At 62.6% G+C, this 23,127-nt stretch carries 22 protein-coding genes; 9 read left to right on the forward strand and 13 right to left on the reverse strand.

All coding sequences use genetic code 11. From position 1 onward, the window contains the following. Window positions 1-3 precede the first annotated feature (3 nt). From lspA to QMY55_RS04750, 3 genes are all read right to left on the reverse strand, one after another. A complete protein-coding gene (gene lspA / locus QMY55_RS04740) occupies window positions 4-516 on the reverse strand; it encodes a signal peptidase II (RefSeq protein WP_283487527.1) in 513 nt (170 codons plus the stop codon). Window positions 517-635: 119 nt separating this feature from the next. Next, window positions 636-3,491 (reverse strand): isoleucine--tRNA ligase, encoded by a 2,856-nt coding sequence (gene ileS, locus QMY55_RS04745; protein WP_283487528.1) that lies wholly within the window; start codon window positions 3,489-3,491, stop codon window positions 636-638. A gap of 105 nt (window positions 3,492-3,596) precedes the next feature. Beyond that, complete coding sequence (locus QMY55_RS04750) at window positions 3,597-4,658, reverse strand: bifunctional riboflavin kinase/FAD synthetase (RefSeq protein ID WP_283487529.1); 1,062 nt, start codon at window positions 4,656-4,658, stop codon at window positions 3,597-3,599. Window positions 4,659-4,863: 205 nt separating this feature from the next. Here QMY55_RS04750 and QMY55_RS04755 point away from each other — a divergent pair, with 205 nt between their 5' ends. Then, window positions 4,864-5,421, forward strand: a complete 558-nt coding sequence (locus QMY55_RS04755) for an HNH endonuclease (RefSeq protein WP_283487530.1) — start codon at window positions 4,864-4,866, stop codon at window positions 5,419-5,421. Between the two features lie 100 nt (window positions 5,422-5,521). Here the strand turns inward: QMY55_RS04755 and QMY55_RS04760 are convergent, their stop codons facing one another. The 4 genes from QMY55_RS04760 to QMY55_RS04775 all read right to left on the reverse strand — a co-directional run bounded on the left by QMY55_RS04760 (window position 5,522) and on the right by QMY55_RS04775 (window position 8,354). Next, window positions 5,522-6,010: a nucleoside deaminase gene (locus tag QMY55_RS04760; RefSeq protein ID WP_283487531.1), complete on the reverse strand. Its 489-nt coding sequence runs from the start codon at window positions 6,008-6,010 to the stop codon at window positions 5,522-5,524. Window positions 6,011-6,120: 110 nt separating this feature from the next. Next, entirely contained in the window at window positions 6,121-6,456 is a 336-nt protein-coding gene (uraH, locus tag QMY55_RS04765) for a hydroxyisourate hydrolase (protein WP_283487532.1), read from the reverse strand. A gap of 40 nt (window positions 6,457-6,496) precedes the next feature. Beyond that, entirely contained in the window at window positions 6,497-7,000 is a 504-nt protein-coding gene (locus tag QMY55_RS04770; protein ID WP_283487533.1) for a hydroxyisourate hydrolase, read from the reverse strand. A gap of 13 nt (window positions 7,001-7,013) precedes the next feature. After that, window positions 7,014-8,354 carry an MFS transporter gene (locus QMY55_RS04775; protein ID WP_283487534.1) on the reverse strand — a complete coding sequence of 447 codons (1,341 nt, stop codon included), beginning with the start codon at window positions 8,352-8,354 and terminating at the stop codon, window positions 7,014-7,016. Window positions 8,355-8,485: 131 nt separating this feature from the next. Between QMY55_RS04775 and QMY55_RS04780 the strand changes: the two genes are divergently transcribed. From QMY55_RS04780 to QMY55_RS04790, 3 genes are all read left to right on the forward strand, one after another. Next, window positions 8,486-9,493, forward strand: a complete 1,008-nt coding sequence (locus QMY55_RS04780) for a LysR family transcriptional regulator (RefSeq protein WP_283487535.1) — start codon at window positions 8,486-8,488, stop codon at window positions 9,491-9,493. A 98-nt stretch (window positions 9,494-9,591) separates the two neighbouring features. Then, the gene (gene uraD / locus QMY55_RS04785) at window positions 9,592-10,128 is read left to right on the forward strand and encodes a 2-oxo-4-hydroxy-4-carboxy-5-ureidoimidazoline decarboxylase (protein WP_283487537.1); all 537 of its coding nucleotides are present in this window, start codon (window positions 9,592-9,594) and stop codon (window positions 10,126-10,128) included. A 176-nt stretch (window positions 10,129-10,304) separates the two neighbouring features. Further along, window positions 10,305-11,252 carry a bestrophin family protein gene (locus tag QMY55_RS04790; protein ID WP_283487538.1) on the forward strand — a complete coding sequence of 316 codons (948 nt, stop codon included), beginning with the start codon at window positions 10,305-10,307 and terminating at the stop codon, window positions 11,250-11,252. 79 nt (window positions 11,253-11,331) lie between these two features. Here QMY55_RS04790 and QMY55_RS04795 read toward each other — a convergent pair whose 3' ends face one another. From QMY55_RS04795 to QMY55_RS04810, 4 genes are all read right to left on the reverse strand, one after another. Further along, window positions 11,332-11,826: a nucleoside deaminase gene (locus QMY55_RS04795; protein ID WP_283487539.1), complete on the reverse strand. Its 495-nt coding sequence runs from the start codon at window positions 11,824-11,826 to the stop codon at window positions 11,332-11,334. A gap of 122 nt (window positions 11,827-11,948) precedes the next feature. Then, entirely contained in the window at window positions 11,949-13,064 is a 1,116-nt protein-coding gene (locus tag QMY55_RS04800; RefSeq protein ID WP_283487540.1) for an acyl-CoA dehydrogenase family protein, read from the reverse strand. A gap of 127 nt (window positions 13,065-13,191) precedes the next feature. Next, window positions 13,192-14,373, reverse strand: coding sequence for an acyl-CoA dehydrogenase family protein (locus tag QMY55_RS04805; protein ID WP_283487541.1), 1,182 nt, complete (start codon window positions 14,371-14,373; stop codon window positions 13,192-13,194). A gap of 223 nt (window positions 14,374-14,596) precedes the next feature. Further along, window positions 14,597-15,283: a YceH family protein gene (locus QMY55_RS04810; RefSeq protein WP_283487542.1), complete on the reverse strand. Its 687-nt coding sequence runs from the start codon at window positions 15,281-15,283 to the stop codon at window positions 14,597-14,599. An 86-nt stretch (window positions 15,284-15,369) separates the two neighbouring features. On the opposite strand from QMY55_RS04810, the gene purN reads away from it, so the two are divergent. Then, complete coding sequence (gene purN, locus QMY55_RS04815) at window positions 15,370-15,948, forward strand: phosphoribosylglycinamide formyltransferase (protein ID WP_283487544.1); 579 nt, start codon at window positions 15,370-15,372, stop codon at window positions 15,946-15,948. A 51-nt stretch (window positions 15,949-15,999) separates the two neighbouring features. On the opposite strand, the gene QMY55_RS04820 is transcribed toward purN, so the two are convergent. Then, a complete protein-coding gene (locus QMY55_RS04820; protein WP_283487545.1) occupies window positions 16,000-16,257 on the reverse strand; it encodes a DUF1653 domain-containing protein in 258 nt (85 codons plus the stop codon). A gap of 84 nt (window positions 16,258-16,341) precedes the next feature. Here QMY55_RS04820 and QMY55_RS04825 point away from each other — a divergent pair, with 84 nt between their 5' ends. The 3 genes from QMY55_RS04825 (at window position 16,342) to QMY55_RS04835 (ending at window position 21,051) form a co-directional block, all read left to right on the forward strand. Continuing rightward, a complete protein-coding gene (locus tag QMY55_RS04825) occupies window positions 16,342-18,219 on the forward strand; it encodes a M48 family metallopeptidase (protein ID WP_283487546.1) in 1,878 nt (625 codons plus the stop codon). Between the two features lie 156 nt (window positions 18,220-18,375). Continuing rightward, a complete protein-coding gene (locus QMY55_RS04830) occupies window positions 18,376-19,707 on the forward strand; it encodes an RsmB/NOP family class I SAM-dependent RNA methyltransferase (RefSeq protein ID WP_283487547.1) in 1,332 nt (443 codons plus the stop codon). A 123-nt stretch (window positions 19,708-19,830) separates the two neighbouring features. Continuing rightward, window positions 19,831-21,051, forward strand: a complete 1,221-nt coding sequence (locus QMY55_RS04835) for a DesA family fatty acid desaturase (protein ID WP_283487548.1) — start codon at window positions 19,831-19,833, stop codon at window positions 21,049-21,051. On the opposite strand, the gene QMY55_RS04840 is transcribed toward QMY55_RS04835, so the two are convergent. Then, window positions 21,026-21,409, reverse strand: a complete 384-nt coding sequence (locus tag QMY55_RS04840) for a hypothetical protein (RefSeq protein ID WP_283487549.1) — start codon at window positions 21,407-21,409, stop codon at window positions 21,026-21,028. The two genes, QMY55_RS04835 and QMY55_RS04840, sit on opposite strands and share 26 nt — an antisense overlap. Before the next feature lie 200 nt (window positions 21,410-21,609). Between QMY55_RS04840 and QMY55_RS04845 the strand changes: the two genes are divergently transcribed. After that, window positions 21,610-23,124, forward strand: a complete 1,515-nt coding sequence (locus QMY55_RS04845; protein WP_283488884.1) for an aminotransferase-like domain-containing protein — start codon at window positions 21,610-21,612, stop codon at window positions 23,122-23,124. Window positions 23,125-23,127: the final 3 nt, after the last annotated feature.

The following is a 23,127-nucleotide window of genomic DNA, read 5'->3' on the forward strand; positions in this document are numbered from 1 at the left end:
CTGTCAGGCCTGCGTTTTGGCGCGTCTGGCCCTCAGAACCTCATCCAGGATCAGCAAGATGGCACCCAGGGTGATGCCCATGTCCGCCACGTTGAAGGCCGGAAAGTGGCTGGTGCCCCAATAGAAGTCCAGAAAGTCCACCACATAGCCATGCTGCAAGCGGTCCACCACGTTGCCGATGGCGCCGCCCAGGATGCTCGATAGCGAGAGGCAGAACACCTTCTGCTCGGGATGCTTGCGCAGCTGCCAGACGATGATGACGGTGGCCACCACGGCAATGCCCACGAACAGCCAGCGCTGCCAGCCGCTGCCGCCGGCCAGGAAGGAGAAGGCCGCGCCCGTGTTGTGCGCGCGCACGATGTTGAAGAAGCTGGTGATGGGGGTCCAGTCGCCGTACTGGTAGTGGCTCAGAATCATCTGCTTGGTGATCTGGTCCAGGCCGATGATGATCAACGCCCACAGAAGCCAGGGCCAGATGCGGCCAAAGCCTGCGGGAGATGTCTGGGTGTTGCTCATGGCAGCTCTTCAATGACTATGTTTTTGAGAGTGGCTGGCGCTGGTTGATCAAATCTTTCAAGATGATTCCAGCGTCAAAGAGGCTACCAGCTTGCGCTGGCAGCTCACTTTTTGAGGGCTTAGGCCTTGGAGCGCAGCTCGCCCGTGCCGTGCAGATTGCTGTCGCAGCGGCCGCACAGGTTGGGGTGCTCGGGGTTCACGCCCACATCGTCGCGGTAGTGCCAGCAGCGCTCGCACTTGGCGGCTTGCGAAGGCTTGACTTCCACGGCCAGCGCATCGCCAGCCACGGCCTGGGCGCTGGATGTGATGAACACGAACTTCAGGTCATCGGCCAGCGACTGCAGCAGGGCCAGGTCCTCGTGCTGGGCAGAGATGGTGACCTCGGCCTGCAGCGAAGCGCCGACCAGGCCCGTACCACGCACGGTCTCGATGTCCTTGTTGACCAGGTCGCGGATTTCGCGGATACGGGTCCACTTGGCCAGCAGGGCTTCGTCGCCTTCGGGCAGATCCAGGAAGGTTTCCAGGAAGATGGTTTCGCTCCGGCCCACGATCTTCCAGGCTTCCTCGGCCGTGAACGACAGGAAGGGCGCCATCCAGCGCAGCAGCGCCTGGGTGATCTGATGCAGCGCGGTCTGGGCCGAGCGGCGGGCCAGGCTCTTGGGCGCCGTGGTGTAGAGGCGGTCCTTGAGCACGTCCAGGTAGAAGCCGCCCAGGTCTTCCGAGCAGAACAGTTGCAGCTTGGCCACCACGGGGTGGAACTCATAGACCTGGTAGTGGCCGATGATTTCCTTTTGCAGCTGGGCTGCGCGCGCCAGGGCGTACTGGTCGATCTCCAGCATGTCCTTGTATGGGACGCTGTCGGCGGCGGCGTCGAAATCGCTGGTGTTGGCCAGCAGGAAGCGCAGCGTGTTGCGGATGCGGCGGTAGGCATCCACCACGCGGGCCAGGATCTTGTCGTCGATGCCCAGGTCGCCCGAGTAGTCGGTCGAAGCCACCCACAGACGGATGATTTCGGCGCCCATCTTGTTCGATACGTCCTGCGGTGCCACGGTGTTGCCGATGGACTTGGACATCTTCTTGCCCTGGCCATCCACGGTGAAGCCGTGGGTCAGCAGACCCTTGTACGGGGCGCGGCCGAAGATGGCCGAAGCCAGCAGCAGCGAAGAGTGGAACCAGCCACGGTGCTGGTCATGGCCTTCCAGGTACAGATCGGCTTCGGGGCCCTGGTCGTGGTGCATATCGGCGTGGGTGCCGCGCATCACATGCCAGAAGGTGGAGCCCGAGTCGAACCAGACTTCCAGAATGTCGGTGCTCTTGGTGTAGAGCTTGGCTTCCTCGGCGCCGAGGATTTCCTCGGTCGTCACGCGGCTCCAGGCCTCGATGCCGCCTTGCTCGATCATGTCGGCCGCCTGGTCGATGATCTCCATGGTGCGCGGGTGCAGCGCGCCGGTATCGACATGCAGGAAGAAGGGGATGGGCACGCCCCACGAACGCTGGCGCGAGATGCACCAGTCGGGACGGCCGGCGATCATGGCGCGCAGGCGGTCCTGGCCGTTTTGCGGGTAGAAGCTGGTGTGGTCGATGGCTTCCAGCGCGATCTGGCGCAGGGTCTTCTCGGGCTTCTGGGCCGGGTCGGTGAACACGCCTTCGCCTTCGTCCATGCGGATGAACCACTGGGCCGCTGCGCGGTAGATCACTGGCGTCTTGTGGCGCCAGCAATGGGGGTAGCTGTGGCTGATGGTGGTGGTGTCCATCAGGCGGCCCGCGACCTTGAGCGCGTCGAGGATGACGGGCACGGCCTTCCAGATATGCTGGCCGCCGAACATGGGCAGATCGGCCGCGTATACGCCATTGCCCTGTACGGGGTTCAGGATCTGCTTGTAGTCCATGCCGTTGGACATGCAGGAGTTGAAGTCATCCACGCCATAGGCGGGTGCCGAGTGCACGATACCGGTACCGTCCTCGGCCGTGGCGTATTCGGCCAGATAGACGGGCGAGATGCGGTCAAAACCCTTGTCCACATGGGCCAGCGGGTGCTTGAAGGGCATATGGTCCAGCTTTTCGCCCTTGGCAGTGGCGACCACCTTGCCGTCGAGCTTCCAGCGCTCCAGGCACTTTTCGACCAGGGCCGAGGCCACGATCAGCAGGCCGCGCTCGGTGTCCACCAGGCTGTATTCCAGATCGGGGTTGACGTTCAGCGCCTGGTTGGCGGGAATGGTCCAGGCCGTGGTGGTCCAGATGACGATAAAGGCTTGCTTGTCCAGCTGGGGCAGGCCGAAGGCGGCAGCCAGCTTGGCGGGCTCTGCCGCAGGGAACATCACGTCCAGCGTCTGGCTCTGCTTGTCGGCGTACTCGATCTCGAACTCGGCCAGAGACGAGGCGCAGTCGAAGCACCAGTACACGGGCTTGAGGCCGCGGTAGACGAAGCCGCGCTCCAAGACCTTCTTCAGGGCACGCAGTTCCTGCGCCTCGTTGGCGTAGTTCATGGTCTTGTAGGGGTGGTCCCAGTCGCCCAGCACGCCCAGGCGCTTGAAGTCCACCATCTGCTGCTCGATCTGCTCGGTGGCAAAGGCGCGGCTCTTGGCCTGCATCTCGTCGCGCGGCAGATTGCGGCCGTGCAGCTTTTCGATGGCGTTCTCGATGGGCAGGCCGTGGCAGTCCCAGCCCGGCACGTAGCGCGCATCAAAGCCTTCGAGCTGGCGGCTCTTGACGATCATGTCCTTGAGGATCTTGTTCACCGCGTGGCCGATGTGGATCTTGCCGTTGGCGTAGGGCGGGCCGTCGTGCAGGATGAACATGGGCGCGCCCTTGCGCGCCACACGCAGCTTTTGATAGGTGCCTTGCTCGTCCCATTCCTTGGCCCAGCCTGGCTCACGCTTGGGCAGATCGCCGCGCATGGGGAAGGGGGTATCGGGCATGTTCAGCGTCGATCGGTAGATGGACGCTTCGGACTTGTTGGACTTCGAATCAGACATGGAAAACCTTGAAAGCAATGCGTTGCCCGGGCAGGACTGCCAGGGCGTGAATGGAGAGGTGAGCGCCAGTGCGCTGCTGCGCCAGTGGCGTGCGAGCAGCGAGCGTCAAATTCGGTCGCGCGTGGTCTGGCGACGGGTCTCGGTATAAGACGGCAGATGAGAAGGCGTGTGGGCGGACGCGAAAAACGCGCGCGCATCATCGCAGTCCTTGGCGATGCCTGCCGTCAGGGCATCGAGACTGTCGTACTTCAACTCGTCGTGCAATTTGTGCAGAAGTTCCACATGGGCGATTTTACCGTAGGCCCCTTCCCCTCCCAGCTCGGCGGGCCAATCGAAGCAGTGGGTCTCCAGCAGCACGCGTCCGCCGTTGATGTCATTGGGGTCCAGCGACGGGCGTACGCCCAGATTGGCCACGCCGCGCAAAGGCTCGCCCGACAGGCCGTGGACCAGCACGGCGAAGATGCCGCTGGCAGCGGGCTTCCAGTGGTCAAAGCGCAGGTTCAGTGTGCGAAAGCCGTCATTGGCCCCTGTTTGCGACTCCGCGAGCTTTCTGCCCAGCTTTCGGCCATGGACCACATGGCCCGAAATCGTATAGGGGTGGCCGAGCAGCTTGGCTGCCTGCTGCATGTCACCGGCGGCCAGGGCGGCACGCACCTCCGTACTGGAGACGCGCAGGCCGTGTACCTCATAGCTGTTCATGCGGGCCACGTCAAAGCCCAGAGCCTGGCCTGCGTTATCCAGCATGGCGTAGTCGCCCGTGCGTTTGCGGCCGAAGCGGAAATCGTCGCCGACCAGCACATAGCGGGCGCCCAGGCCGGAGATCAGTACATCCTGTATGAAGTCCTCGGGGCTCTGATTGGCCAGCGCATCGTTGAACGGCAGTATCACGACCTGATCGACGCCGCAGATCTCCAGCTGGCTGAGCTTGTCGCGCAGCGTGCCCACGCGGGCCGGGGCCAGCTCGGGCTTGCCCAGCTTCTGCGCAAAATAATCACGCGGGTGGGGTTCGAAGGTCATGGCGCAACTGGGAATGCCGCGCTGGGCTGCTTCGGCCTTGAGCAGGCCCAGCATGGCCTGGTGTCCCCGGTGCACGCCGTCAAAGTTGCCAATGGTCACAGCGCAGGCGGGAGCCAGGCCGGGATGATTGATTCCGCGGAAAATCTTCATGGGCTGCTTTGTTTTTCGTAGCAGCTGGCGCCGATGCATGCGGCGCAAGCCGTCAATTTGACATAATTTCAGAGTATATTGCTTCCATCCGTGCAGCTGGGGAGGCTGTACAGGAACAGGTCTTTGTCATGCGCAAACCTGTTTCCAAAGAGCGCCAAGACGCTCTGCCGTTTCTGTGGTCGAACTGTTTGACTGGAGGCGTGTTGTGAAAGTCTTGAAGCTGACAGCCCAGGGGCTGCCGCAGTCCTGGGTTACGCTGGAGCAGGCGGCGCTGCATTACGCAGCAGATGAAGTGCGCTGGGAAGCAGGCGCGGAGATCGCCTGTTTTCGTGGAGGACACAATGCGGTGACCGGCAGGCAGTCAGTCATTCACATCAACTCCATCATCGGCACCAAGGGTGTTCCCAATATCAACCCGCACGAGCTGCTGCCGGGTCTGACCAACGGCAAGCTGTTTGCACGCGACCGCTGCCTGTGCGCTTATTGCGGGCGCCAGTTTCATGAAAGCGATCTGACGCGGGAACATATCAAGCCCGTGAGCGCCGGGGGCGAGCACAGCTGGATGAACCTGGTCACGGCCTGCCGTGCCTGCAACCACCGCAAGGGCGCCAGAACGCCGGAGCAGGCCCGCATGCCGCTGCTGTATACGCCCTACACGCCCACGCTGTGGGAGGACTTCATCCTGCGCAACCGCCGCATACTTGCCGATCAGATGGAGTTTCTCGTGGCCCATGTGCCGCGCAATTCACGCTGGCGCAGCTAGGCGGCCCCGACGTTTTCATCCTGGAGCGGCCCGCCAATGAAAAAAGCCCCGGGCCGAAGCGCGCGGGGCATGAGTGAAGAGAGGTCAGAGAAATGTGCGATCAGGCCGTGGTGGCGACGGCCTTTTGCCAGGCTTCGTAGAGGTCCTCGCCTTCATCGCGCACATGGTGGCTGATGAGGGTCAGTTCGCGCTGGTCTTCGGGCTTGGCAAATTCCACATAGCCGCGTGCCGCCGACAGGTCGTAGGGCTCGCCGTCTTCGTTGGAGTAGGCGTAGTACACCTTCTTCACGCCGGCAAACAGCATGGCGGTGTAGCACATGGTGCAGGGGTAGCCGCTGGCGTAAACCACGGCGCCCGACAGATCGGTCGTGCCCAGGGCCTTGGCGGCGGCGCGCACGGCCTGCATCTCGGCGTGGGCCGAAGGGTCGCAGAGCTCGTCGACCTGGTTGACGGCGCGGGCCAGCACCTGACCGTCCTTGACCAGTACGGCGCCAAAGGGCCAGGTGGCCTGCTTGCGGCCTTTGACGTTGCCCATGGCCAGGCGTATGGATTCGACCAGGTACTTGCCGGTGTCGTTATCGTTGCTCATCGAGTCGTTCTCCTAGGTAAAGACAATGGGACTTGCGCAGGATGTACCAAGGTGGTTTCCTTGAGGCCAAGCACTTGCCTGAACCTGATTTGCGTAAGTCGTGGAAAAAATCAGCTGCCGCGGTAGGTGTTGAAGAACCACGGCGAGCACAGCATGGGCACGTGATAGTGCTGGGCCGCGTCGAAGATGGAAAAGCGCACCAGCACTTCGTCCGACAGGGCCGTGGGCTCCTTGAAATGCTCGCCGGTGTAAAAGCGCAGTTCAAAGTCCCCGGTACGGGCCGCTGCCGCGGCCAGCATGGGCGCATCGGTACGGCCATCGGCGTTGGTGCGTGTGCTGGTGATGCGCTGCGCGGGCGTTTGCGCAACATCGTAGAGTTCCACCCGCATGCCGGCTATGGGGCGACCGGTGGTGAGGTTGAGTACATGGGTGCTGATGCCTGCCATGGTTGTCCTTCGTTGGGTTGCGATAGAGCGGTAGGGCGGCTCAGCTGCCGCGCGAATAGGTGTAGCTCCAGGGGCCGAACTGGATCGGCAGGTGGATGCGCTCGGCCACGTTGGTGATCTGGAAGCGCACCGGTACCTTGGAGAGGAAGGCCGGGCGGGGCAGCCTGGCACCCTTGGCGGCGAAATATTCGTCCACATGCAGCAGCAGCTCATAGCGGCCGGCGCGGTAGCTGTCGTCGATCAGCAGCGGCTCGTCGGCGCGGCCGTTGGCATTGATCGTGAAGCTGCGCACTGGCACATAGACCTCGCCGTCAAAGCGGGAGAAGTCGATGCGCAGGCCGGTGGCTGCCATGCCGTGGAAGGTGTCGATGGTGTGTACGGTCAGGCGGGGACTCGCGCCATGCAGCACGATGGGACCGGAGGATTGGGCTGGTGCATCGGCCGCCAGCGCGCCGCGAGCGGCCGTCAGGGCCGAGGCACCGAGCGCCAGGCCCGAGAGTGCAAATTGCCTGCGCGATGGCGCCAGTGGTTTTGTGGATTGCATGCTCATGTCTCCTTCAGGCGCTCTTGCGGCGCTGGATGCGGGCAATGAAGGCAATGGCCAGGATGGCTGCCAATGCTTCGACAATGGCCACCAGATACAGACCGGGGGCAACCTTGCCGGTGGAAGCCTTGATCAGACCCATCAGGTAGGGAGCGCCGAAGCCGGCCAGGTTGGCGACCGAGTTGATCAGCGCCACGCCCACGGCGGCGGCACCGCCGCTGAGCAGCATGTTGGGCATCTGCCAGAACACGGGGATCGCACTCATCGTGCCCACCAGGGCCAGGACCATGACGGTCAGTGCTGCGAGCACGGGGATGCTTTCCATGCCCATGGTGATGGCCAGGGCCAGCATGCCGACGGCACCCAGCAGGGCGGAGCCGGCAAAATGCCAGCGCACTTCACCGCGCTTGTCGGAGTGGCGACCGTTGATGATCATGCCTGCGGCACCCAGCAGATAGGCGGCGCCGGCAATCCAGCCCACTTCCATGGGGGAGGTGAAGCCCGCTTCGCGGATCACGGTGGGCATCCAGAAGGTCAGCGTGGAGTTGGCGCACAACAGGCAGAAGAAGACGGCGATCAGCAGCCACACCATGGGGTTGGTGAACATGGTGCGCCAGTCGCTGTCACGCTTGCCTTGAGCCTTTTCATCGAGTTCGAGCTGTTGCTTCACGATGGCGCGCTCGCTGTCGCTGAGCCACTTGGCCTGCTCGGGGCGGTCCGTCATATAGAAGTAGGCGACGATACCGGCCAGCACCGAGGGGATGCCTTCGATGATGAACAGCCACTGCCAGCCGTGCATGCCGTGCAGGCCCGAAGCCCAGGTCATGATGCTGCCGGCCAGCGGGCCGCCGAGCACGCCCGCCAGGGCCGAGGCCGACATGAAAGTGCCAAAGGCCTTGGCACGGCGCTTGGAGGGGTACCAGTAGGTCAGGTACAGGATCACGCCGGGGTAGAAGCCCGCCTCAAAGGCACCGAGCAGAAAGCGCAGGATGTAGAACTGGGTAGAGGTAGTCACCCAGGCCTGCAAGATGCAGATGATGCCCCAGCCTATGGTGATGCGCATCACCGTCTTCTTGGCGCCGATCTTTTGCAGCAGCGCGTTGGAGGGCACTTCGAACAGGAAGTAGCCGATGAAGAAGATGCCGGCGCCCAGGCCGTAGACGGCCTCGCTGAACTTCAGGTCATCGAGCATCTGCAGCTTGGCAAAACCGATGTTGACGCGGTCCAGCCAGGCCAGCACCCAGAGCACGCCCAGAAAGGGCAGCAGGCGCCAGGATATCTTGGAATAGGTGGCGTCGATTTCGTCGACGCTGTGGGAGGCTGCGCCGCGGATCGGCACATGTTGAGCACTCATGGCAAGTCCTTGTCTCGGAAGTTTGTTGTTTGGGTTTGTGGACGCTTGCATGGTCGCGGGTTGTGGCGGTATGCGAAACTAGGCAGCTGCTATGAGCCGCATAGCAAATCGCATATTTCTAGGGAAAACACTTGTCTCGAAGCGAAGACCCGTTCGATACCTATCTGCTGCGCGTGCTGTGCACCTTGATCAGCGAGAAAAGCGTGTCGCGCGCCGCCATCCGGTTGAATCAATCGCAACCAGCCATCAGTGCGGCGCTGCGGCGCCTGCGGGCCATCTTCAACGACCCGCTGCTGGTGCGGGACAAGAACCGCATGGTGCCCACGGCGCGGGCTCTGCAGGCCGTGGAGCAGGCGCGTGCGGCACTGGGCCTGATCGACGGGCTGCTGACCTCGGGCAAGGAGTTCTCTGCCGGGACCACGCAGCAGCGCTTCACCATCGCCACGCCCGACTATCTGGCGCCGCCCTTCATGGCGCGCGTGGTTCAGCTCATGCGTGCGCAGGCGCCGGGTGCCCGGCTGGTCATGCTGCCGCTGGGCCAGAATTTCGACTACGAGCAGGCGCTGCAAAGCGGCGAGGTGGACATCGTCATCGGCAACTGGCCCAGTCCGCCCGAGCATTTGCACATGTCCACGCTGATCGAGGACGAGGTGGTCTGCCTGCTCGATGAAACGCATCCGCTGGCTGCGCAGGGGGCGCTGACGACCGAGCTTTATCTGCAAGCTTCCCATGTGGTGTTCACGCCGTACTCGCCGGACCAGCGCGGCGTGGTGGAGACCAGCCTGGGCACCATGCGGGTGAGCCGCGACGGCCGTGTGCAGTGCACGCACTTTTCGCTGGCGCCGGATCTGCTGGTGGGAACCGATCTGCTGCTGACCACCAGCCGCCATTTCGCGGCCTATCACGCCAGGCGCCTGCCGCTGGCCATGGTGCCCTTGCCCATGGGAGCCCGCACCATGCGCTTCTATCAGCTCTGGCATTCGTCGAGGCACCGCGATGCCTCGCATATCTGGCTGCGCGGGCTGCTGAGCCAGGCCTCACAGGTGCTGGCCGAGCTGATTCCGCTTTCAAATCATTCGAGTACGGGAAGGCGAAGCGAAGGCAGTACAGATGTACGACGAGCGAAACCGACAAAGTAATCGGATGATGGGGAAATGGAATGACGTAGCCGGCTGCTATACGGGCTATAACAAGTCAGGACTGTGAGACGGCAAACACGCTTTCTACACTGGCTTCCATGACTACCACCACTACCCACCCCACGCTAGCCGAACTCAACACCATGACCCGCGAAGCCTTTGTGGCTGCGCTGGGTGAAGTCTTCGAGTACGCCCCCTGGGTCGCAGAATCGGCTGCGGCTCAGCGCCCTTTCAACAGCCTCGATGCGCTGCATGCCTCCATGCTGGCCGCCGTGCACGCCAGCCCCCGCGAGCAGACCGTGCGTTTTCTCTGCGGCCACCCTGAGCTGTCGGCGACCGCTGTGCGCTCCGGCACCTTGACCAGCGATTCGCAGCGGGAGCAGCAAAGTGCCGGCCTTGGTGATCTGGAGCAGGAGCAGGGCGAGCGTCTGGCCGCGCTGAACAAGACCTACCTCACGCGCCACGGCTTTCCCTTCATTGCCTGTGTGCGCCATTACACGCGTGCCGGTCTGTTCGCCGAACTGACATCGCGCACCGAGCGCGACACGGAGCAGGAGTTTGCCGAAGCCCTGCGCCAGATCAGTTTCATCAGCCGCCTGCGCCTTTCGCAGCGCGTGAGTGTAGGCAGCCTGTAATCGGCCTGCATCCGTTCCTGTCGCCGCCGGGCCCTGCAGATTGCGGGGCCTTTTTGTTTCAGCCTCGATTGGGCGCGGAGTTCCTCGGGAACGTCCTAGGAAATATAGTTTCCGGACTGCCGAAAATCGGTCTGCTTCATGGTGAAATACAGGGTTTCCCCTTGTTGATATACACCATGATCGTCAGAGACCGTCCTTCAGGCTTCAAGCTGCTCTGGATTGTTCGAGGCTCGGTGCTTCAGCGCATCAAGGCTGTGCTGGCCATCAACATCGTGCTGGCCATCATCGTGACGGTGGCTCACGGCAATCTGTTTCATACCAAGATACCGATCACGCCCATCCCATTCACGCTGATCGGTTTGCCGCTGGCGATCTTTCTGGGCTTTCGCAACAACACGGCTTACGCCCGCTATTGGGAGGGGCGCAAGCTCTGGGGGGAGATCCTCATCTATGCGCGCACCCTGGCACGCCAATGCCAGAGCCTGATTCAGTCCGATCTGCCCGTGGACCCACGCCAGCGCGCCAACGATGTGCGCGTGCGCATGGTGCACCGCACCGTGGCCTTTGCCCATGCGCTGCGTGCCCAGCTGCGCGTACTCAAGGAAGACACGGCGGCCGAGCATTGGCTGGTGGATACGGAATGGCAGCATGTGCAGCAACTGCCGCTGAACCACCGTGTGGACGCCATCATGCTGGCCATGGGCAAGGACCTGGGCCAATGCGTGCACGATCACCGTATCGATCCCTGTCTGGCGGTTTCCATTGACAAGACGCTCAACGGCCTGACGGCCGCCGCAGCATCCTGCGAGCGCATTCGCAACACGCCCATTCCGTTTTCCTATACCTTGCTGCTGCACCGCACGGCCCATCTGTACTGTTTTCTGCTGCCCTTCGGCCTGGTGGATATCACGGGCTTCATGACGCCATTTGTCGTCGCCATCGTGGCCTATACCTTCTATGGCCTGGACGTGCTCGGTGATGAGCTTGAGGAGCCTTTTGGCATGGAGAGCAACGACCTGGCGCTGGACTCCATCTGCCGCAGCATCGAGATCAGCCTCGGCCATTCGCTGGGCGATCCTCAGATTCCCGAGCCTCTGAAGCCTGTGGACTATCTGCTGACCTAGGCATTGACGCCAGAAATCACAAAGCCCTGAACTCATCCTTCAGGGCTTTGTTTTTGATAGCTGCTAGCGCAGGCGTTGCTTAGACAGTGGCGCGATTTTCGTCCACGGCTTTTTGCCAGGCTTCGTACAGGTCTTCGCCGGCATCACGCACGCGCTGGTTGATGATGGGCATCTCGCGCTTGCTTTCGGGGCGGGCCAGCTCGACATAGCCGCGCGAGGCGGACAGGTCATAGGGCTCGCCGTCTTCATTGGAATAGGCGACAAAGACCTTCTTCACACCCGCCAGCAACATGGCGGTGGCGCACATGGAGCAGGGGTAGCCGCTGGCATACATGACAGAGCCCGACAGATCGGTGCTGCCCTGGGCCTTGGCGCCAATGCGCAGTGCCTGCATTTCGGCATGGGCCGAGGGGTCGCACAGTTCCTCGACCTGGTTGACGGCACGGGCCAGCACCTGGCCATCCCTGACCAGCACGGCGCCGAAGGGCCAGGTGGCACGCTCACGGCCCTTGACGTTGCCCATGGCCAGGCGGATGGATTCCAGCAGGTATTTTTCGGTGTCTCTATTGCTCATTGGCGTCTCCTTGGGCGGAGATCATAGGAAGCCGGCGGGCTGCCATAGCGCATCCTGAAAGCAAAACAGCACGCCGCGGCGTGCTGTTGACTTGCTGAAAGTTGGCTTGTTTTGACGGCGGTTTAGGCGAATACGCCCGCAGAATCCTGCATATTGGCCGAGACAATGCCCAGGTGATGAAGCGTGTCGCCACCGGTCATTTCCATCTGCGTCAGGCGCTTGAAGTAATGGCTGCCTGCGTATTCGTCGGTCACGCCGATGCCGCCATGCAACTGTACCGACTGCTGGCCCACATAGCGCATGGCCTGGCCCAGCTGCACCTTGGCGCGGGCAATGGCCGTGTGGCGTTCCTCGGCGGGCGCGCCCAGCTTGAGCGTGCCGTAGTAGCTCATGGAGCGGGCCAGTTCCAGCTGCATCTTCATATCGGCCACGCGGTGGCGCAGGGCCTGGAAGCTGGAGATCACCACGCCGAACTGCTTGCGCTGGTTCATGTATTCGGCAGTCAGCTTGAGCGTCTGCTCCATCACGCCCACGCCTTCGGCGCACAGTGCCGCATTGGCCACATCCTGTGCCAGTGTCAGCGCCGTCAGGCCGTTGGCAGTGATCAAGGTGGCAGGTGCAGCCTTGCAAATCAGATCTGCGGCGCGGCCTTCATCCTGGGTGGCATAGCCCCGGGTGCTGAGGCCTTCGGCACCGCTTTCCACCAGAAAGAGGGCAATCTTGCCATCGAGCTGGGCGGGCACGATGAAGGCATCGGCCTGGTCGCCGACGGGGACTATGTTTTTCGTAGCGTTTACCGTATAGCCATTGGTCGTTTTGGTAGCAGTTCCTGCGCAAACATCAAGCCGGTAGCGCGCCTTGTGCTCCTGCGATGCGAGCACCACCAGCTTTTCGCCCGTAGCGATCTGCGGCAGCCAGGCTTGCTTGAGCGCCTCGTCGCCAAACTGGCTGAGCACGGCAGAGGCCACAAAAGCCTGTGTCAGCGGCTCCATCACCAGGCCACGGCCCAGCTCTTCCATCACCACCATGACATCGACCGCGCCCTGGCCCAGACCGCCATATTGCTCGGGCACGGTGAGGGCGGTCAGGCCCAGCTCGGCCAGCTCGTTCCAGACCTCGCGCGAGAATCCGCCCTGGCGGGCAATGCTCTGGCGGCGCTCGAAGGTATAGCCCTTGTCCACCCAGCGGGCGACGGCATCACGCAGTTGTTGCTGGTCGTCGGAAAAATCGAAATCCATATTTGTCTCCTGCTGCTGAAGCGAGTGCGCTTTGCGCACCATCACATTCAGCGAAGCTCTAGCAAGAACCCCCTCCCGGAGGGGGCACGGGGGAGCCGTACGTGCAAAATGCAGACAGTGCGGGGCTTTAGCCCAGCACCGTCTGCGCGACGATGTTTCGCTGCACCTCGTTCGAGCCGCCGTAAATCGTGGTCTTGCGCATATTGAAATAGGTGGCGGCCAGCGGTGCATTGCCCAGCACGCCGCCAGGGAAGTCGCCCTGGTAGCCTGCTTCCATGGCTTCCTGGATGAAGGGCAGGGAATAAGGGCCGGCGGCCAGCATCATCAGTTCGGAGTAGCGCTGCTGAATTTCGCTGCCCTTGATCTTGAGCAGGCCGGCAATCTCCAGCGGGTTCTTGCCCGACTTCATGGCCGAGAGCACGCGCAGCACCAGCATCTCCAGCGCAATCACATCGACTTCGAGCAGGGCGATCTGGTCGCGAAAGCGCTGGTCCTCCCACACGCCTTCGGCCTTGGCGATGCGCTTGACGCGCTCCAGCTCGCGCTTGGCACGGTTCACGTCGGCAATATTGGTGCGCTCGTGGCTCAGCAGGTGCTTGGCATAGGTCCAGCCCTTGTTCTCCTCGCCAATCAGCTGATCGGCAGGCACTTCCACATTGTCGAAAAAGACTTCGTTGACCTCGTGGCCGCCGTCCAGCAGCTTGATGGGGCGCACGGTCACGCCGGGGGACTTCATGTCCAGCAGCAGAAAGCTGATGCCGGTCTGGGGCTTGCCCTCGTTGCTGGTGCGCACCAGGTTGAACATCCAGTCGCCATACTGGCCCAGCGTGGTCCAGGTCTTCTGGCCGTTGACGATGTATTTGTCGCCTACGCGCTCGGCGCGGGTCTTGAGGCTGGCCAGGTCCGAGCCGGATCCGGGCTCGGAATAGCCCTGGCTCCACCAGACTTCACCGCTGGCAATGCCGGGCAGAAAACGCTTTTGCTGCTCGGGCGAGCCATAGGCCATGATGACCGGGGCCACCATCACGGGGCCGAAGGGCACGATGCGCGGCGTGCAGGCCAGTGCGCATTCTTCCTCGAACAAATGCTTTTGCACGGCGCTCCAGCCGGGGCCGCCGAATTCCTTGGGCCAGCCGTAGCCCAGCCAGCCTTTTTTGCCGAGGATCTTGGCCCAGCGCTGCATGTCGTCGCGCGTCAGGTGCAGATCGCTGCGCACCTTGTGCGCAATGTCCTCGGGCAGATGGGTCCGCACCCAGGTGCGAACCTCTTCACGAAATGCCTGTTCTTCAGGGGTGAAAGCCAAATCCATGCGTGGTCTCCTGCAAATCTGGAGCTTTTGTAGCACGCACGTTCTTTTTCCGACTGTCCAAATCGTGACAAGAAAGGGTTCCCCCTGAGCGGCGGGGAGGCTTGTTTCGGCCGGTCACTTCATGGAAGAGCGAAGCCCGCATCGCAAGGCGATTCTGACTTCTTGGGACTTCAGTGGAATTGGCCGCCAGCGCTTGTCGGTAAAGCGCTGGCAGCTATCCATTTCATTCAGTTGGGGCTGCGGGTGGTTCCACGCCCAGCGACTCGCAGAGCATCTTCACGGTGGCGTTCAGCTGGGCGACTTCGGCTTCCAGGGCGTCCACGCGCTGCTGCAGGGCCGATGCGTTGCTGCCCGTGCTGGCGCTGCTGGCCGTGGCCAGGGCGCTGACATCGACGGGGCCGCTCAGCAGATGGGCCCAGCGCTGCTCGCGGGCGCCGGGTGCGCGGGGCAGCAGCACGACCAGGGGGCCGCCTTTTTCCTCGCTGCGCTCGCGCAGTTCGTCAAGAAAGGCCTCGACCGAGGAAATATCGGCAAAGCGGTGCCAGCGCTCGGAGTTGATGCGCAACTCGCCCGCGGTCTGCGGGCCGCGCAGCATCAAGAGGGCCAGCAGCACGGCCGACTGGTCGGGCACGCCTATGCCGCGGGGGAAGTTGTGCTCCCAGCGGGTGGATCTGGTGCTGCTGATCTGCACGCTCAGGGTCTTCAGGCGCAGGCTGTCCAGCGCTTCCTGGGCTTCGCCCTCGCTGACTTCCATCACGGGGTCGCGGCTGGACTTCTGGTTGCAGCCCGTGACCAGGCTGTTGAGGGTGAGTGGGTAGCTGTCGGGCACGGTGCGGGCTTTTTCCATCAGCGTGGCCAGGACGCGGGCCTCGACGGTGCTCAAGGGGGTGTTGCGTGGGTCAAAAGGCATGGGGTCTCCTCGAAAGTCTTAGGGCAGCGCACAGGAACTGGTGCAAACCCGATAGGGTTTGTCCGTCAATGCGACAATCGCCGCCCATGAAAAACATCGTGATCCTGATCTCGGGCGGCGGCTCGAACATGGCCGCCATTGTGCGTGCATCCCAGCAGCAGAACTGGGCAAAGCAGTACAACGCCAGGGTTGCGGCCGTCATCAGCAACAAGGCCGATGCCCAGGGTCTGGTCTTTGCGCGCGACAACGGCATTGCCACCGAGGTGCTGGATCACAAGCAGTTCGACAGCCGCGAGGCCTTTGATGCCGAACTGGCCCAGGTCATTGACCGCCACTCCCCGGATCTGGTGGTGCTGGCCGGTTTCATGCGCATTCTCACGCCGGGCTTTGTCTCGCATTACGAGGGGCGCATGGTCAATATCCATCCCTCGCTGCTGCCGGCGTTCACGGGGCTGCACACCCATCAGCGTGCCATAGATGCGGGCTGCAAGTTTGCGGGCTGCACCGTGCATCGCGTGACGGCCGAACTCGATGTGGGCCCCATCCTCGACCAGGCAGCCGTGCCTGTGCTGCCCGGTGACACGGCCGAGCTGCTGGCCGCACGGGTGCTGGTGCAGGAGCACATCATTTACCCGCGCGCGGTGCTCAATCTGCTCAAGGGTTGATGCAGGTTTGATAGCTGTCAGCGCTTGATGCATAAGCGCTGCAGCCTGTTTTCATTCGGATTTCTGCTGCTCTGCGAGCAAGCGGCGAAAGCGTGGCTGCTCCACGCCATCAATCACCACGGTCTCGTTGAACATGGCGGCAGGGCGCACCCACAGGCCATGTTCGCCGTACAGGGCGCGGTACAGCGTCATGGGCTCCAGTGTTTCGCTGTGGCGCACGGTGCCAACCACCTCGTAGCGCATGCCTTTGTAATGCTCGTACAGACCGGGCGTGGTTTCGATCAACGGGGGAAGTTCGGAGTTGCTCATGGTTGGGTGCAATCAATAAAAGGCGTGACGACTGCCGTGTGAGAATGCTGAAAAAAACCAGCATCAGGGAGGCAGGACAGCGCCATGGAACAGGCAGATTATGTGCATCTGGTTCGCGTCAGCGAGCTTGCCAGCGCCGAAAACAGTCATGCATATAGGCGCAGCGTGGCCTTGTTTGCGGCACTGGGCTATGCCTGGGTGCTGGGCTGTCTGATTCTGGCACTGTGCCTGCTGCTCTGGGCCGGCTCGCATCTGCTGGCCGGGCAATGGCGCTTTGTCTGGGTCATGACGGCTATTGCCAGCCTGAGCCTGTTCTGGAACAGCCTGCGCGCGCTGTGGTTCAAGGTGGACAAGGCCGAGGGCATTGCGCTGATGCCCGAGGATGCTCCGGCCCTGTTCGAGGCACTGGAGCGCATTCGCCGCAAGATGGCCGGCCCCGGGATCGATGCCGTCTATCTGACCCGGGACTTCAATGCCAGCATTCGCCAGGTGCCGCGCTGGGGCGTGCTGGGCGGCGTACGCAATGAGCTGAGTCTGGGCTTGCCGCTGATGATGGCGCAGGACAGAAACCGTTTGCTGGCCGTGCTGGCCCATGAATACGGCCATCTGCGTGGCGGGCATGGCAAGTTCGGTGCCTGGGTCTACCGCACGCGGCTGAGCTGGACCCGGCTGTACGAAGGCATGCAGGATGACTCCGGCGTGGCCTCGTTTGCCACGCGCAAGTTTCTGCACTGGTATTTCCCGCGCTTTCTGGCCAGGACCTTTGCCATGGCGCGCCAGGACGAGTACGAGGCCGACAAGGCCGCGGCCGGTCTGCTGGGTCAGACCGTCATGGCTGATGCGCTGGTGGAAATCGATGTGCGCCAGCAATGGTTTCAACAGAAATTCTGGCCGCTGCACTGGCGCTCGGCCCGCAAGCAGGCAGTGCCCATGGGGCCGTACAGCGTCATGAAGTATTGGCTGGCGCAGCCCGTCAAGCCGGCGTTTGCGCGCCAGGCGCTCAAGGCCAGCCTGAGCCGCAAGTCCGGCCTGGAAGATACCCACCCGGTGCTCAGGGAGCGCGTGGATGCGCTGACCGGCGAGCGTCCGCAGCTGCCGCAGCAATGGTCGGCGGGCGGTGCGCTGGCCTTGCTCAACCCGCGCAAGCTCGGCGAATGGCTCAAGAGTTTTGACAAGCAGTGGTGCCTGGAAAACGCCAGCGCCTGGAAGGAGCATCACGCCCGCCTGGCGCGCAGCGAGCGCATGCTGGCTCAGCTCGAAGGCGAGGGCTACCAGTCCGTGGCCGACCTGCTGCTGCGCGTGCATCTCATGCTGAGGCTGGACCCCCATGCCGAAGTCAGAGCGCTGTATCAGGAGGTGTTGCGCCGCGAACCCGACAACGCCAAGGCGCTGGCAGGCATGGTTGACGTGTTGCCGCCGGACATGGGCGATGTGCAGCTCGACATGCTGGAGCGCCTGTTCGATCTGCATGTGGAATATCGCTGGTGGGCCGCCAATTTTGCGGCGGAGCTGCTGGAGTCCCGTCAGCAGATAGGGGTGGAGGGCGAACCGGTCCAGGCGCTCAAGCTGTGGCGCGAGCGGGTCAGGCAGACCAGCGAGCTGGAAGACCGGTTTTCCGAAGAGCTGATGCAGACGCCTTTGCTGAGCGCTCTGCTGCCGCACGGGCTGACGGATTTCGAGATTTCAGAGGTCGAGGCCGAGCTGCGCAATTTCCGCGCGGTATCCCAGGCCTGGCTGGTGCGCAAGCAGCTCAACACCATTCGCAGCCGGCCCGTCTTCCTGCTGCTGGTCGAAATGGACGGGCTGGGCGAAGAGGAAGGCGATGCGCTGGGGGAGCAGATTCACGACCGCCTCGAAGTGCCCGGCAAGCTCTACGTCATGCGGGTGCAGCAGGCGGCAACGCTAGACGATATAGCGCGCCAGGGTCTCAAACCCGTGTATCTGCGTACTTTTGCTGGCTAAATACATAGCTGTTACCGCTTGTCTTCATTGATCTTCAGGCAGTTTTGAATTAAAGATCAAGGCATGTATTGCGCTGAAAGCTATGATTTTCATGGTTTTGTCGCAGGCAGTCAGAGGGCGTCATATGGATATGCGGGCAGTGGGACAATTGCGCCCATGCATCCCAAACAGCTTCTCGACGCTTGCTCTGAACTCGTCAAGCGCGCCATGACATTTGAACACCCGGCCGATGCCGTGGTGTCCCGCTTTTTCCGCGAAAACCGTTACCTGGGCCCGCGCGAGCGCGCCACTCTGGCTGAAACCACTTACACCGTGCTGCGCAAGAAGCTGTTGTTCGAAGCGCTGGCGCACTCGGGCAGCGGCGCGCGTGAACGCCGCCTGGCCATCCTGGGCTTTGCCGCCGTGCTGCGCGAGCAGGCCAAGAAGGAAGGCAAGGTCAAGAACAAGGACGGCCAGGACAGCGAGACCTTCATCAAGGCCGCTCTGAACCCTCAGGAACTCAAGTGGCTGGCTGCCTGCGACGGCATCAAGCCCGAAGACCTGATGGAAGCGCACCGCCACAATCTGCCCGAATGGCTGGTCGAGCCGCTCAAGGCCCAGCTGGGCGACGAGTTCTGGGCACTGGCCGCCAGCATGGAGCAGGCCGCTCCGCTGGATCTGCGCGTCAACACCCTCAACGACAAGCGCTCCGATCTGCGCAAGGAACTGGAAAAAGCCGGCATCAAAGCCGAGCCCACGCCGTTCTCGCCCATCGGTCTGCGCGTGGACGGCAAACCCGCGCTGGCCAAGGTCGATGCCTTCAACCGCGGAGCCATCGAGGTGCAGGACGAAGGCTCGCAACTGCTGGCACTGATGCTGGACGCCAAGCGCGGCGAAATGGTGGTGGACTTTTGCGCCGGTGCCGGCGGCAAGACCCTGGCCATCGGTGCGGCCATGCGCAACACCGGCCGTCTGTACGCGTTTGACGTTTCGGGCCACCGCCTCGATGCGCTCAAGCCGCGTCTGGCCCGCTCGGGTCTGTCGAATGTCCACCCTGCCGCCATTGCCCATGAGCGCGATGAGCGCGTCAAGCGCCTGGCCGGCAAGATCGATCGCGTGCTGGTCGATGCTCCCTGCTCGGGCCTGGGCACGCTGCGCCGCAATCCCGACCTCAAGTGGCGCCAGAGCGCCAAGGCCGTGGAAGAGCTGACACAAAAGCAGGCTGCCATCCTGGAAAGCAGCGCCCGTCTGGTCAAGGCCGGCGGCCGCCTGATCTATGCCACCTGTTCCATCCTGCCGCAGGAAAATGAGGCCATTGCCGAAGCCTTCAGTGCCGCTCACCCCGAGTTTGTGCCGCTGGATGCGGGCGAGGTGCTGGAGCAGCTCAAGATCGCTGATGGCGACAAGCTGTGCAGCGGTGGCGAGGGCGGCAGACGCTATCTGCGTCTGTGGCCGCATCAGCATGAGACAGATGGGTTTTTCGCTGCCGTTTGGGTGAAAAAGGCGTAACTTCGGTGCAAATCCGGTATCCGCTGCCGGGAAATCGGCAGCAGATCGGTCGGCGTCTCACCTAAAATGGCACGACCGTGCTGATTGGGTGAGCGCGGTTTTTTGCCAAAGGCTTTGTTATTTATGTCGCTGGATATCGGCTTGATCTGGAATGCCGTCGTGGATTGGATGGCCAACGGGCTGTGGGATCTGTCCTGGTGGCAGCTGTTGCTGTACACCTTGTTCACGACCCATATCACGATTGCGGCGGTGACCATCTTCTTGCATCGCAGCCAGGCCCATCGTTCGCTGGATCTGGGCCCCATCCCCTCGCATTTCTTCCGCTTCTGGCTCTGGCTGGGCACGGGCATGGTGACCAAGGAATGGGTGGCCATCCACCGCAAGCACCATGCCAAGTGCGAAACCGAGGAAGATCCGCACAGCCCCCAGACCCGTGGCCTGGGCAAGGTGATGCGCGAAGGTGCCGAGCTGTATCGCGTCGAAGCCAGGAACGAGGAAACGCTGAAGAAATACGGTCACGGCACGCCCGATGACTGGATGGAGCGCAATATCTACCGCCATTCGGTGATGGGCCCCTCGCTGATGCTCATCCTCAATGTGGCGCTGTTTGGTGTCATCGGTCTGACGATCTGGGCCGTGCAGATGGTCTGGATCCCGTTCTGGGCGGCAGGTGTGGTCAACGGCGTGGGCCATTTCTGGGGCTATCGCAACTACGAGGCCTCGGACGCTTCCACCAATCTGGTGCCCTGGGGCATCATCATCGGCGGCGAAGAGCTCCATAACAATCACCATACCTACCCAACTTCGGCCAAGTTCTCCGTCAAACCCTATGAGTTCGACATTGGTTGGGTCTATATCAGCCTCATGCAGAAGCTGGGCTGGGCCAAGGTCAAGAAGACGCCGCCCCGTCTGCGCAGCGGTGTGGTCAAGCCCGTGGCTGACGAGCTGATGCTGGAAGCCATCATCGCCAACCGCTATGAGGTCATGGCCCGCTATGCGCGCGGCGTGCGTGCTGCGGTGCAGCAGGAGCTTGAAGGGCTGAAGGCACGCAAGGCGCGGCAAGCCGATGTGTCCTTGCTCAAGAGCGCCCAGCGCTGGCTGCATCGAGATGCCGAGAAAGTGCCTGCCAATGCAGCGGGTCAGCTGGTCCAGGCGCGTGCGGCCCACCCAGTCATCGACCAGATGCTGACCATGCGCGAAGAGCTGCGTCAGCTATGGCTGAACACCACGCTGAGCCGCGAACAGCTGACCGGCCAGCTGCAGGCCTGGTGCCAGCGCGCCGAGGCCAGCGGTATTGCGGCGCTCAAGGACTTTTCCATCAGGCTGCGCGCTGTCCACGCTTGATATTTCCAGTGGTCTTGCGTACCGCTGACCACTGAAGAGTCATCCACCGCCTCAGGTCCGCAAGACCGAGGCGGTTTTCTTTTGCGGGAGCCGGGTTCATCTGCACCTGTATGCGGCTGCGCTCGCCCACGCACAGCAGCTGGACCCAGAGAGCGGCAGGTGCTCGCCAGCTCTGGCCGTTATGCAGCTGCATCTGGTAGCCGCTGCAGGCATCCAGCGAGGGAAGTGATGTGGTGGACAGCTGAATCGCTGAACCCAGGCATAACAGCGTGCTGCCTTCGGGCAGGCGCAGAGTGAGCAAATTGCCAGGTGTCAGTGTGTGGCGCTCGATGGTGCTGCCGGTGCTTTCGGTTTGCATGAATAGCTTCTCTGGGAGTGATTCAGGGCTCCTAGCGTAGGTTTTGCCGGCATTTCACAACAGGCACAGCAAGCGCTTCGTACATGCGCATCAGTGCAGATGAGGGAGTGCCTGTTCTGGTCTGTTTGCTGGAAATCTGTATCTGTTGCAGAACAGGGCGCAATGGCATGATGGGCGCCCAGAAGCACGTTTTCGCCACCATGCTGATCTCCGCCGCTGCATTTGACGCCTCACCCACCGCAGGCCAGACCCTGCCCCTGTATCAGCGGCTGGCCGCCCACTACAGCACGGCCATCGTCCTGGGCACGCTCAAGGCCGGAGAGCGCATGCCTTCGGTGCGCGAGCTCATGGCCAGGCATGACATCAGCTTGTCCACGGCCTTGCAGGTGCTGCGCTATCTGGAAGAGCAGGGCAGTCTGGAAGCGCGTCCACGCGTCGGCTATTTTGTGCGGGCCATGGGCACGGGCTTGCCCTTGACCAGCGAGCCGGATCTGAGCCAGCCCGTGCAGCCCAACCCGCATGCGCATTTCGTGGGGATCAACGAGCATATTTCCCTGCTGCTGGAGCGCGGCCGTCAGGCCGAGGTCTACATGGATATCGGTGGCTGCACGCCACCGCCTGAACTTTTTGACCATGTGTTCCTGAACAAGACCGTGACGCGCTTGCTGCGCGAGCATCCGACCTTGCTGTCTCAGGGGCGCTCGCTGCTGGCCAATCAGGGCAACCATCCGCTGTTTCAGCAGGCCATGGCCAGACGGGCGCTGGCCTCCGGTATCCGCGTGGCGCCTGCCGATGTGCTGGCCACCACAGGCAATTCCGAAGGGGTGAGCCTGGCACTGGCCGCCGTGGCATCGCCCGGGGATATGGTGGCTGTCGAATCACCGACCTATTACGGCTTGCTGCAGGTCGTGGAGTCGCTGCAGCTGCAAACACTGGAGATCCCCTGCAGCCCGCGCACAGGCATGTCCATCGAGGCGCTGGAGCTGGCCTTCCAGACCCAGCCGCGGCTGAAGGCCGTGGTGGTGGTGCCGGATCTGCAGATGCCGCTGGGTGCGCGCATGCCCGATGAGAAAAAGGCAAGGCTGGTCGCGCTGTGTGCGGCCTATGGTGCGGCGCTGATCGAGGATGATTCCTATGGCCTGTTTGTCGAAGGGGCACAGGTAAAGCCGCTCAAGGCCTGGGATAGTGCCTCCGGCCATGTGATCTATTGCCAGGCCTTCAACAAAAGCCTGGCGCCAGGCCTGCGCCAGGGCTGGATGAATGGTGGCCAGTGGCATGGTCGTATCCAGATGCTGAAGTTTGCGCAAAGCCGCAATACGCAGACACTAGGCCAACTGGTAGTGGCCGAGGTGTTGGGCTCACCCACCCATCAGCGCAGCATGGAAAAGCTCAGGCAGCAGCTCAAGCGCCAGCGTGAAGCCATGGCCAGACTGGTGGCGCGCCATTTCCCTGTGGGGACGCGCATGAGCTTGCCAAGTGGGGGGCTGTGCCTGTGGCTGGAATTTCCGCAACAGATGTCCACCTCGGAGCTGTTCACGGCAGCCCTGGCGCGCGGCATACGCATTGCGCCGGGCAGCATGTTTTCGAACTCCGGCAGGTACGAGCACTGCATGCGGCTGGCGTGCACGCATCCGGTCAACGAGCTCATGGAGAGAGCCATGAAGGATCTGGGAGCCATGGCCTGCCAGCAACTGAAGCAGAGCCCGCGCAGCTAGAGC

This window comes from Comamonas resistens (assembly GCF_030064165.1).
Classification (GTDB): Bacteria; Pseudomonadota; Gammaproteobacteria; order Burkholderiales; family Burkholderiaceae_C; genus Comamonas; species Comamonas resistens.